Annotated in this window: 10 protein-coding genes; all 10 read left to right on the forward strand. The window is 48.8% G+C overall.

Annotation, left to right across the window (positions count from 1 at the left end; all coding sequences use genetic code 11):
• Positions 1 to 3: 3 nt before the first annotated feature.
• The 10 genes from B9Y93_RS13475 to B9Y93_RS13520 all read left to right on the forward strand — a co-directional run bounded on the left by B9Y93_RS13475 (position 4) and on the right by B9Y93_RS13520 (position 12384).
• The gene (locus B9Y93_RS13475; protein ID WP_085494931.1) at positions 4 to 1575 is read left to right on the forward strand and encodes an NADH-quinone oxidoreductase subunit N; all 1572 of its coding nucleotides are present in this window, start codon (positions 4 to 6) and stop codon (positions 1573 to 1575) included.
• 214 nt (positions 1576 to 1789) lie between these two features.
• Positions 1790 to 4630 carry a S8 family peptidase gene (locus tag B9Y93_RS13480; RefSeq protein ID WP_176228926.1) on the forward strand — a complete coding sequence of 947 codons (2841 nt, stop codon included), beginning with the start codon at positions 1790 to 1792 and terminating at the stop codon, positions 4628 to 4630.
• An 89-nt stretch (positions 4631 to 4719) separates the two neighbouring features.
• Complete coding sequence (locus tag B9Y93_RS13485; RefSeq protein WP_085495157.1) at positions 4720 to 4923, forward strand: DUF1146 family protein; 204 nt, start codon at positions 4720 to 4722, stop codon at positions 4921 to 4923.
• 294 nt (positions 4924 to 5217) lie between these two features.
• Positions 5218 to 6546 carry a UDP-N-acetylglucosamine 1-carboxyvinyltransferase gene (gene murA / locus B9Y93_RS13490; RefSeq protein WP_176228931.1) on the forward strand — a complete coding sequence of 443 codons (1329 nt, stop codon included), beginning with the start codon at positions 5218 to 5220 and terminating at the stop codon, positions 6544 to 6546.
• Positions 6547 to 6876: 330 nt separating this feature from the next.
• Positions 6877 to 8025 carry a stage II sporulation protein D gene (spoIID, locus tag B9Y93_RS13495; RefSeq protein ID WP_085494934.1) on the forward strand — a complete coding sequence of 383 codons (1149 nt, stop codon included), beginning with the start codon at positions 6877 to 6879 and terminating at the stop codon, positions 8023 to 8025.
• A 129-nt stretch (positions 8026 to 8154) separates the two neighbouring features.
• The gene (locus B9Y93_RS13500) at positions 8155 to 8922 is read left to right on the forward strand and encodes a M23 family metallopeptidase (protein ID WP_085494935.1); all 768 of its coding nucleotides are present in this window, start codon (positions 8155 to 8157) and stop codon (positions 8920 to 8922) included.
• Between the two features lie 188 nt (positions 8923 to 9110).
• On the forward strand, positions 9111 to 9398 hold the full coding sequence (gene spoIIID, locus B9Y93_RS13505) for a sporulation transcriptional regulator SpoIIID (RefSeq protein WP_085494936.1): 288 nt from the start codon (positions 9111 to 9113) through the stop codon (positions 9396 to 9398).
• A gap of 183 nt (positions 9399 to 9581) precedes the next feature.
• A complete protein-coding gene (mreB, locus tag B9Y93_RS13510; RefSeq protein ID WP_085494937.1) occupies positions 9582 to 10586 on the forward strand; it encodes a rod shape-determining protein in 1005 nt (334 codons plus the stop codon).
• Positions 10587 to 10639: 53 nt separating this feature from the next.
• Positions 10640 to 11500, forward strand: coding sequence for a flagellar hook-basal body protein (locus B9Y93_RS13515; RefSeq protein ID WP_085494938.1), 861 nt, complete (start codon positions 10640 to 10642; stop codon positions 11498 to 11500).
• 38 nt (positions 11501 to 11538) lie between these two features.
• Positions 11539 to 12384, forward strand: coding sequence for a flagellar hook-basal body protein (locus tag B9Y93_RS13520; protein ID WP_085494939.1), 846 nt, complete (start codon positions 11539 to 11541; stop codon positions 12382 to 12384).
• Positions 12385 to 12386: the final 2 nt, after the last annotated feature.

Here is a 12386-nt window from a genome sequence, read left to right on the forward strand (position 1 = left end):
GTTATGGACACCATCGTACAGCCGCTGCAGTGGTCGGATCTAGCTGTCCTTGCCCCTGAGCTGACTTTGGTCCTCGCAGCGATCATCATTACGTTGCTCGATCTGTTTGTACCGAAGAAATGGAATCGGGAATGGAGCGGGGTTCTGTCGCTGCTAAGCTTGGGTGCAGCCTTGGGGTTTGTCATCTGGACCATTGTGGATCGCATTGCTCTTGTACAGCAGGGCGGTACGCTAGAGACGATACAACTGCTTAATCATAGTTATCGTGTAGATGATTTTGCATTATGGATAAAGGTTCTGTTGCTGATAGGTGCAGCGCTTATCGTTCTCATGAGCCTCAAGGCTCCGGCAAACGCGAATCTCGGTCACCGCAGCGAATATTATTATTTGCTGCTCCCCGCTGTTCTTGGGGCAATGATGCTAGCGTCCGCTGGAGACCTCATTACATTGTTCATTGGGCTTGAACTGATAAGCATCACCACCTATATTCTAGTCGGCATCAAGAAGGACTCTCGGGGCTTAGAAGGGGCATTTAAATATCTGGTTCTTGGCGGAGCAGCATCAGCATTTATCTTATATGGCATGTCCTTCTTATATGGGATGAGCGGGAGCACCAATCTTATGGAGATTGGAAGAATGCTGAATCTGCATGCAGCAGCCTATGAGCCTCTCATCTATGTGAGCTTTGTGCTTCTCCTTGTGGGAATCGGATTTAAAATTGCATCCGCGCCTTTTCATATGTGGGCTCCTGAGGTATATGAAGCATCTCCTTCACCGATCGCCTCATTACTTGCAGTCATTGCTAAGGCAGCAAGTTTGGTGCTGCTGTTCCGATTGGCATTCAATGTATTCTTGCGTTTGACAGCTGCCGATGATCAAGCAAGCGATCAGCTTCTGTTTTTATATCAGGATCTATCCACGATTATGCTTGTCCTTGCAGCCGTATCGATGATCGTCGGTACGACGATGGCTCTGCGAGAGCATCGCGTGAAGCGCGTGTTGGCACTGTCTGGAATTGCAAATACGGGGTATCTGCTCGTACCAATTGCACTTAATATGCTAGGCGCGGGAACGCCGTATTCGGACAGCTTCGCTTCATTTTGGTATTATTTAGCTGCTTACTTGTTTGCGGTGATTGGCGCATTCGCCGTGTGGATCATCGTAGAGAGACAGTCTTCCATGAGAGAGCAGTCCACCTTTGCGGGTCTTTATCATCGCTCCCCTTGGCTGGCACTGGCAATGACCGTATTTATGCTGTCCTTGGCTGGCATTCCCATAACCGCAGGATTTGTTGGCAAGCTCTATATATTGCTCGGGGCTCTCGCAACGAAAGCGTTATGGATTGCGGTCGTGATGATGCTGACCAGCGCTGTCTCCTTCTATGTGTACTTTGGGTTTATGCGACAGATGTATATGCGTCAGGGAGAACGTGATAAGGTAGGCTTCGCTTTCCCACAGCAGGCTGTCGTTGTCTTGTGCCTGGCGGGCGTCATTGGACTCGGGCTGATTCCGAATCTACCGCTGAACTGGATTCATCTGGTCTTCTCTGTTCCAGCGGATATTTTTACGCAATAAGTACCAGTTGAAAAGGAAAAGATCGAACCGTAGTCCTAGTACTTCTGTGTTATAATATGACCGACTTATGAGCATCATTTGGAGGCTCGCGAGTCGGTCTGCTTTTTTTTGCGTATAACATGATGTACCATTAGGGGTGTGGCGATTGACTAATCTAAGAGATTAGACGATTGCAATACAGCTATGAATGAAAAGGCAATATGGAGTGAATGCGATGATAGCACGAGTGTCAAAAACGACTGCGAGTCTATTGATCGCCCTGCTCATCTGGACAACGACGGCGGGATGCAGTCCGCTGGGCTCTTCTTCTAACGTGCAGCCTCATGCTGAGGTAAGCATCGACGATGCGGCTAAGAAGGAAGAGCGGCCAGTGGAGCTCCTGACTTGGATTGTAAAATGGCGTAATCCTGATCAACCGGATCAAGAGATTCTAGATAAGAGTGTTATTGTGAATGAAATCCCAAAACTCGGGGTTACGGTCATGAAGCCTTCGAATCCTGATCAATGGGAACAATGGGTGGAAGAGCTGAGCGCTCATCCTGAGGTTGAATATGTGGAGCAAAACCAACAGGTCAATATTATGGCGAGCTCCGTTAAGCCAAATGATAAATTCGCGCCTCAGCAATCCTATCTGGAGACAACCGGTGTCGATAAGGCATGGAATCAAGTCACTAAAACGCCTGACATCACGATTGCGCTTGTTGATACTGGGGTGGATTTATCGCATCCTGACTTGGTCAGCAACCTTGTGAATGGCGTCAATTTGTTAGGCAGCGGCAAGCCACAGGATGATAATGGACATGGGACAAGTGTTGCTGGAGTGATCGCAGCAGCAGGCAATAACAAGCAAGGCATTGCCGGTATTACGTGGTCAGCGAAGCTGATGCCGATCAAGGCCCTTGATGCAAGAGGGTATGGAGATGAGGATAAGCTTGGAGCTGGCATCATGTACGCAGTAGATCATGGCGCAGATATTGTCGTCATGTCCGTAGGGTTGTATCGATATTCTAATTACATGCAGGACATTGTTGAATATGCAGAGAAAAAGGACGTGCTGCTCGTTGCAGCTACGGGGAATGACGGTGTGAGATTGCAGGATAAGGCAGAAGTCAAGTATCCTGCGGCTTATCCAAGCGTGCTTGCTGTTGGCGGAAGCACCGACCGTTTAAGTGTAGAGCCTGCTTCGAATAAAGGGCCTGAGGTGGATTTGGTAGCGCCATGGGATGTGTTTACTACCGCGCTTGGAGGCGGATATACGGTAGCCGAGGGCACTTCGTTGTCTGCTCCTCAGGTGGCGGGAATTGCCGCGCTGCTGTGGACCAAGTATCCGAAGCTTACACCGTATCAGATCCGCGCGCATCTTCAGGCCACCGCTCAAGACATTGGGCCTAAGGGTATAGATGCCTCAAGTGGATACGGTCTTGTCAGAGCAGACAAGGCGCTGTTGACTGAGCCGTCCTCTAATCCGTTTGGCAGTAATCGTACCCGGAGCGAAGCGCGTACATATCCGGTAAATACGATGGTTCACGGTATGCTTACTCAATCTAATGACGGCAGCTGGTATAAGGTGAATGTTCCGTATGATGGTGTGCTTGAACTGGCGCTTCATACGATCTCAGGCTCAGGCCAGCCGCATGTCGTAAGGTACGTTGGAGACGTGACTAAGGGAGAGAAGCTCTCTTTTAATAAGGGAAAAATGAAGCTTTCTGTTCGCAAAGGCGTCCATTATATTCATATTACAGGCGCGCAGGCTTCTGCAGCACATCCTTACAAGTATAAGCTCGCTTCACGATTCGTCTCTCAGCCAGATGCATTCGAGCCGAACGACAAGCAATATGAGGCTTATGCGCTGCCAGCTAATGTGAAGCAGGTGACAGGCACATTCAGCCATCGCCAAGATACGGATTGGTATCAGGTGGAGATGAAGCAAAAAGGAAGCTTGTCGGTCAAGCTGACGACCGATACAGCAAGGATTGATCCTAAGTTTGAGATTTATGGCAAGGAGCTGATTCGAAGTGTGGATAACCATTCGGAGGCTCATGCCGAGCAACTGGTGCTGTCTAATCTAGCACCGGGCAAGTATTATATTAAGGTGATGAATGCCGTCAATGATACTCCTGAGGCAGTAGCAGGTCACTATACGCTAACCGTTGAGACGACAATACCGCTTGTCGATGGGAATGAACCCAACGACAAGATGTATGAAGCTGTCACGATTGTGCCTGATGCGGATTATAATGGTGTATTCGATACAAACGCGGATAAGGACTGGTTCTCGCTTCAGGTCAGCGAAACGGCATATTATGATTTTGGCGTTAATTACATCCCAAGCAACCGAGTCGTGGATATGACGGTCTACAACAAGGAGAAGAAGCAGCTGCTTACAGGTTATAATGCCAAGGGGGCAACCGCCTTCAGCAAAGGACTCATTCTTAATCCGGGCACCTATTATATTCGCCTTGGAACAGATGAAGCCTTTGACAGCCAATATTATAAGCTTCGCGTGGAGCAGAAGCCGCTCGTGTCGGGGTATTATGATATTGGCGGACACTGGGCGAAGGATGCCATTATTCAAGCGACCAAGGCTGGATGGATGAGCGGTTATGGTCAGGGTGAATTTGCCCCGAATCGAACCATTACGCGTGCTGAGGCTGCTGCGGTGCTGGCAACCGCCTTTAAGCTTCCGCCTGCTCCTTCGCGCACGCCGATATTCAAGGATGTGCCCGCCACGCATTGGGCTCATCCATCGATTGCTCGAGTGTTTGAGGCAGGAATTGCCGCAGGCAAAGGCAAAGGAACCTTTGGACCGAGTCAGCCAGTTACACGCGCAGAGACGGCCGTCATGCTTGGCAATGCGCTGAAGCTGCAAGCATCGCCAATTTCCGTGCCGCCTTTTGCGGACGTATCGACTACCCACTGGGCAGCCCCCATGCTTACTGAGCTGAAGAGGCTTCATCTCATTGGCGGGTATCAAGACGGCACCTTTGCTCCACAGCGCAAGACGACAAGAGCAGAGTTTGTCGTGATGCTCGAAGCAGTGATGGCAGGCCAATAACAGCAAAGCAAGCTTGAAGGAGGCACAGCAGATTGGATATCGATCAGACATGGAATGATGTGACGCAAACGATCGGCTTGAGCGGATTGATGCAGATGTTGATAACGCTCGCCTGTATTGCGCTTGCATGGTGGTCTTTGCAGAATGTGAAGCTGGATCTGTTTATCAGGCATCCAAAGAGTGCCCAAGGAAGAATGCTGCAGCTCTTGCTCGCGATTATTGTAGGGCGAGCGATCTCAAGCTTTTTCCTGGACTACTGGGGCTGGTCCCAGTCCTTGATGCATTTATTTTAGATAGTGTTTGAGTATTGTCATAATCGGGTTATTGTAATGGGAAAGAAATGTAATAAAATCAGGGCAGATTATCGATTCATAAGGGATATGCGTCTATGTTGCCGAATAACATCGAATGAAGATGTCAACAATGGAAGATAGACCAAGGAAAATGTGGAATGATGCTGTCGAAATTAAACCTTGTCCATCGTTACAGAGGGATGGTATGATAAAGCTTGAGTGACCAAAAAACGTACCATTTTTTACAGTTTTTTAGTGGTTGATGGACGGAATAAAGGCGCGGAGGGAAACATGATGAGCAAATTTATCGTCCGCGGAGGCAAACGATTGTCGGGTACGGTACGCGTGAGCGGTGCCAAGAATGCAGTGCTTCCAATACTAGCAGCTTCGTTACTGGGGGAAGAAGGTTTCAGCGTCATTCATGATGCCCCTCCTCTTGAGGATGTTAAGACGATACACAATGTATTAGAACAATTAGGTGCAAAGGTAACCTATACCAACGAGACCGTACGCATTCAAGCGGAACAATTGAGTTCACATGAGGCTCCTTATGAGTTTGTTCGCAAGATGCGCGCGTCGTTCCTCGTGATGGGACCGCTGCTCGCTAGATTAGGTAAAGCACGCATTTCCTTGCCAGGTGGCTGTGCAATCGGCACACGCCCAATCGATCAGCATCTCAAAGGCTTTGAAGCAATGGGTGCTGAGATTGGTTTGGGTCAAGGGTATATTGAAGCTACGATTAATGGCCGATTAAAGGGCGCAAAGATTTATTTGGATGTAGCAAGCGTAGGCGCAACAGAGAATATCATGATGGCAGCAACGCTCGCCGAAGGTACTACGGTAATCGAAAATGCAGCACGTGAACCTGAGATTGTGGATCTCGCGAACTATCTGAATAAGATGGGAGCGAAGGTGCGCGGCGCAGGTACAGGTGTCATTCGCATCGAGGGCGTTGAACGACTTCATGGAACCGAGCATACGGTAATTCCTGACCGTGTTGAGGCAGGCACTTATATGGTGGCTGCAGCCATGACAGGTGGAGACGTATATGTTGAAGGCGCGATTGCTGACCATTTAGGTCCAGTCATTGCGAAGATGGAGGAGATGGGTGTAACCATCATTCCAGATGAGAATGGCCTTCGCGTAATTGCGGATAAGCCGCTTAAGGCAGTGGATGTGAAGACACTTCCTTATCCAGGCTTCCCAACTGATATGCAAGCTCAGATGATGGCTCTATTGCTTGCAGCAACAGGAACCTCTGTCGTTACAGAGACCGTGTTCGAGAACCGCTTTATGCACGTTGATGAGTTCAATCTTATGAACGCGAACATTAAAGTGGATGGTCGCGCGGCGATTGTATCGGGCAGTGCGAATCTGATTGGTGCTAAGGTATGTGCGACGGATCTTCGCGCAGGAGCTGCACTCATTTGTGCAGGGCTTGTGGCTGAAGGCACCACAGAAGTGGGCGGAACACAGCACATTGACCGCGGCTATGTTCATCTTGCAGAGAAGTTGTCCAATCTCGGCGCAGATATCTGGCGAGTAAATGCTGAACCTGCAGAGGCTGAGGAATCAGAAGAGACAGAATTGAACATCTTTAATGTACAACCAACTTGGGCATAACTCAAGACAGGTATTCGTTATAGCATAATCATGGCAAGGTCGTCTTCCTTAAGAAGGCGGCCTTTTTGTTGTTCCATGTGAAGATGCGTTAATGCCTGATATGTTGTCGAAGCAAGAATCATGGATCGTTCTATATCTCTTAATCTTGCATAAATTAAGAAGGAGAAGAGAAAGACTAGATATGAACATCAACGCACAAGGACGTTGAGCAACATATAAGTCTCAGTCTCATAAGCGGAATTACATGTTTAACTTTTAACCTTAAGGATTATTTAGGATTACAGCTTGAGCATCATTAATAGGTTGGAGATAGAGACGGGAGGGAGTAACATGCTGCTTGAATCGGCAAGGAGGCGAGCTCGAATCTTATCGATTCGATGGAAGCGGCGCAATCGCTCGCCTGGTGAACAAGGGATCTTGCGTGGAATGCTATGGACGGTGGGGTTGATGCTGCTAGCCCTGCTGCTGCCGCTCATTCTGGTTGGCAGGGAGGGAGCAGTGGAGGGGAGCCGCGCGAACAGCGAAGCTGCGCCGTCAACTCAGATTGCAAAAGCAGGAGGAGAGGTTGATCCCAAGCTGCTTCAGACCCCAGAAGCTGCTGAGCCCTACATTCATGTCTATCTTCATGCTGAGGGTAAGATCGAGCGAGTTTCTTTAGAGCAATATGTTCGAGGCGTGATTGCAGCAGAAATGCCAATTGAGTTTGAACTGGAGGCTTTAAAGGCTCAGGCCATCGCTTCAAGGACCTACATTGTTCGAAGATTGGAGCAGGGGCTGGCTGGGAAGGCCGAGCAAGGAGCAGATGTGAATGATACGATCTCCTATCAAGCCTATTTGTCGCAAAAAGAGCTTGCGAAGCGTGATGAAGTATCCATTCAGAAGCTGAATCGTGCTGTCAATGAAACGAGCGGTCAAATTCTTACCTATCAGGACAAGCCCATCGAAGCGCTGTTTTTTTCAACAAGCAATGGCTATACGGAAAATGCCGAGGATTACTGGAATCACGCCATTCCTTATCTTAAAAGTGTAGCGAGTCCGTGGGATCAAGCTTTGTCGCCGCGCTACAAGACAGTTATCACGATAAGTCCAAAAGAATTTGCAGCCAAACTAAATATACCAATGGATGCTGTTCCTGCTTTCAGCAAGATAGGAAGCAACCCATCTGGCGGAACCGAGCCTTCTTTGTCTGATGTGAAGATTATAGAGAAGACGAAGGGGAAACGAATTGGGGAGCTTAACATTGGCGGTTACACCTTTTCAGGACGGGAGTTTCGAGAGAAGCTGGGACTTCGATCGTCAGATGTGGAATGGAAATCGAAGGATGGCATGATAGAAATCACAACCTATGGATATGGGCACGGTGTGGGCATGAGCCAATATGGCGCTCAAGGCATGGCGCTCAAGGGAGCAGCAGCAGAGACGATATTGAAGCACTACTATCAAGGTGTAAAGCTATCAGCGTATAAGATGACAAAGTAATAGGCTAGTGGAAGCCAGCACCTCGTAATTGTCTACTGCGGACATGCAAACTCTTATTCTCAAAAATTAGTAATCTTGTGCGTATAAAAGTGAGAGGCCCGGTAACAATGGTTACTGAGGTGATCACAAATGAGTGAACAAAATCAAAACTCAAAAAACAACAAATCTACGACATCATCATCTACGAATAGTACGAACACGCCTGAAGCTCAAAAACTATCAGGGGCTCAAGCGGTTCAAACTTCGGGATGGAGAAAGCTGCTCGCTAAGAAATGGGTATTCCCAACGGTATATATTGCCGCAGCAGCTATCATTCTGACATTAGTATGGGTCTATCAAGGCACACAGCTCGACAAGCAAACCTCTACGACTGCCCATGAAACGGTCTCCGAATCTACTACGGATGTAACCAAAGAGACACAAGAGCAGGCGGAAGAGATGGTTGCGAACAATGAATCGCTGGGCTGGCCGGTCGAGGACGCGCAAGCCATCAATGTGGTAAAAGGTTTCTATGATGAGAAAGCCTCAGAAGAAGAGCGCATTGCAGCGACGGTAGAGTATAACCAGACGTTCTCTCCAAATACAGGCATTGATATTGCCCGCGAGGACAAGCAGGGCTTCGATGTGCTCGCAGCCATGACGGGTACCGTGACTCGCGCAGAACAGCATCCAATTATGGGAAGCGTTGTTGAGATTGAGCATCCTAATGGAATGAAGACGGTATACCAAAGTGTAGCAGATGTAACGGTGAAAAAAGGCGATGCCGTGAAGAAGGGCGAGAAGATCGCAACGGCTGGCCGCAGCGAGATGGAGAAGGACTTGGATGTGCATGTGCACTTCGAGCTCTATGAGAACAATCAGCTTGTGAATCCGACGAGCTACTTGTCCAAAAACTAAATTTGCATACATGATTTTGGCAGCGGAGGGAAACCTCCGCTTTTTTTTATTGCCCGGAAATCCTTGAAAAATCGGCTTGTTTTGAAAAATATCAGGTTCCTTGGGCTTGTCAGGCTTGGCTACAAAGCATAAGTGCCGAGACCCCTCATATAATGTACCAAACTAAACCGAGTAGGGGAGGCGGGAACGTGCACGATTACATCAAGGAACGAACCATTAAGATCGGCCGCTGCATCGTGGAGACGAAGCACACGGTGCGCACCATTGCCAAAGAGTTTGGCGTGTCCAAGAGCACCGTGCATAAGGATTTGACTGAGCGTCTTCCGGAGATCAACCCGGATCTCGCAGACCAAGTGAAGCACATTCTCGAATATCATAAATCTGTGCGGCACTTGAGAGGCGGTGAAGCGACGAAGATCAAGTATAAGAAGTCGAGCAGCAAGAAGCGGGAAGTACTGACCGCAGGCAAATCGTAGCTGCCTCTTAACGGGAAGGACATGGAAATAACTCTTCGTTCCGAAAAGTCGTATACGTTCTCAAAATCATTGAACCGAGAGCTCGTTCTATGCTATGTTTATTGACGAGTGACTTTTTTGCAGGAAATGGTCGGAATTCATCGCATTTTAGTCGAAATATGGATTATGGAGGCTCTCGAACCTATGTTTAGCAAGGATATCGGAATTGACTTGGGAACGGCGAATGTTCTCATCCATGTAAAAGGGAAGGGGGTAGTCCTGGATGAACCATCTGTAGTCGCTATAGAAAGCGATACGAAACGTGTGCTTGCTGTCGGTGAGGATGCGCGGAAGATGGTAGGACGTACCCCTGGCAATATTGTTCCTATTCGTCCCTTGAAGGATGGCGTTATAGCAGATTTTGAAATTACGGAAGCGATGTTGAAGTACTTTATTACAAGTGTCGGCGGCCGCAAATGGTACTCCCATCCGCGTATTCTTATTTGCGCCCCGACTAACATTACCTCTGTAGAGCAGAAGGCGATTCGAGAGGCGGCAGAACGCAGCGGCGCGAAGGAAGTCTTCCTTGAGGAAGAACCTAAAGCAGCCGCTATTGGTGCGGGAATGGATATCTTCCAGCCAAGCGGCAATATGGTCGTAGACATTGGCGGAGGAACCACGGATGTAGCTGTATTGTCAATGGGAGACATCGTTACCGCAACCTCGATTAAAGTTGCAGGGGACAAGTTTGATTCGGCCATTATGAAATATATTAAATCGAAGTACAAGCTATTGATTGGGGAACGCACGTCAGAAGACATCAAGATTAACATAGGTACCGTTCGCCCTGATTCCAGCGGACAACGGGAGATGGACATTCGCGGCCGCGATATGGTGTCCGGACTTCCATATACCATAACCATTACGAGCAGCGAGGTTCGTGAGGCCCTATGGGATCCTGTATCCTCCATTGTAGCAGCAGCGAAAAATGTGCTCGAACGCACGCCTCCTGAGCTGTCTGCGGATATTATCGACCGCGGCGTCATCTTGACAGGCGGTGGAGCACTCATGGACGGTCTGGACGAGCTGCTTGCCGAAGAACTTAAGGTCCCTGTCTTGATCGCCGAGGACCCCATGCATTGTGTCGTTAAGGGAACAGGCATTATGCTCGATAATTTGGACAAGGTCGTTAAGAAAAAGTTCGTTTGATCCGATAAACGATAATAGAGTGAATTTTATCGGTTAATCGGGAGGGTGCACCCATGCTAAGAGGATTATATACAGCGGCTTCGGGAATGATGACCCAGCAGCGCCGTCATGATACGGTAACGAACAATATTGCAAATATGAATACGCCTGGCTATAAGTCTGTGAACAGCGTACAGCGCTCATTTCCAGAGATGATGATTAAGCTCATGGGAAATGATGAAGCTTCGGGAAGTACGATTGGCAAGCTGCACACTGGCGTATTCGGAGAAGAAGCGCGGCTGATGTTTACGCAAGGAGACTTGATGCAGAGCAACCTGATGAGTGATTTTGCATTGGTGTCGGATATTCAGGTGCCAGGAATTCCATTTGACGCTTCGGGAAAGTATGTAGATGAGCAGGGCAATATTACGTATAAGCCGGAAGCTTTCTTTACGGTTCAAGCAGGCGAGGAGACACGCTACACGCGAGACGGCCACTTTCAACTGAATGCAAACGGAGAGCTGACGACGGCTGATGGTGCGTTGGTGCTTGGGACGAACAATCAAGCCATCGTTATTCCGAATCAACTGTCGATGTCGGACATCTATGCAGATGGTGCAGGACAGTTATATAACGTCAATACGGGAGCGCCTATTGGACAAGCGCTGCTCATAAGCCGGGTTGACAATCCGAATGACCTGCTCAAGACAGGCAATGGACAATATCGATTAAGCGAAAATGCCGCGCAGCCTGCAGCAGCAGGCGCACAGGACGCGCTCGTTAGGCAGGGGTACTTGGAGCGTTCCAATGTTGACCCGACTCAATCCATGGTCGAGATGAACATGGCCTTCCGTGCTTACGAGGCGAATCAGCGCGTGATCCAATATTACGATAAAACGTTGGAGAAAACGGTGAACGAGATCGGCCGCGTTTAAGCGGTGCGACTCGTTTTCCTGTTAAGGAGGAATAAGAGATGAATCAATCCATTATTACCGCATCGGTATCTATGAGCGGAATGCAGCGCAAGATCGATGTAATCTCCGACAACGTTGCGAATTTGGACACGTACGGATATAAGCGCAAGACGGCATCCTTTGCGGACGTATTGACGAATGTAACCGGACAGCATAACCATTTTGAACAGCCTGGACGGGCAACACCGCTTGGGTTCACCAATGCCTATGGCATGCGAATGACAGGCACGATGAGGGATTTCTCGATGGGAGAGATTAACCCAACGGATGTGCCAACAGACTTTGCCTTGATCGGTGAAGGATTGTTCGAGGTGGCCTCGCCTGAAGGTACTGCCTTTGTTCGCGAGGGGAACTTCCAGCTGATCCCTGCAGAGGGCGGGGAAGCCCTGTTGGCTACACAATTCGGCGCACCTGTTCAAGGTATGCTGGACGGTGCTCCTGTTGATTTTCGAATAGACGTTAAAAAAGGTTTTCAGATGCAAGTTGATGAACAAGGCCGTGTATTCGAAGTGAAGTCTTCAACTGGCGAGCAGTATTATTTAGGGTCACTGCGCATCGTTCGGCCAACGAAGCCTGAATTGCTGCTGCAGGTGGATGACAATCGTTATGTCATTCCTGAGGGCATTGACCGCAATAGTGTTGTGCAAGAATTGAACTTGACGGAAGCTGCGGCAGATGGTATTGTGCCTTTGAAGGTTCGTCAAGGCGCACTCGAAACGTCCAATGTGTCATTAATTGATGAGATGAGTGAATTGATTCAGGCGCAGCGTGCCTATCAGATGGCTTCTCGTGCACTTTCCTCTGCTGATCAGATGTGGGGGCTTGCGAACAGCATCAGGGGCTAAGC

Source organism: Paenibacillus aquistagni, from assembly GCF_900177815.1.
Taxonomy (GTDB): domain Bacteria; phylum Bacillota; class Bacilli; order Paenibacillales; family Paenibacillaceae; genus Paenibacillus_B; species Paenibacillus_B aquistagni.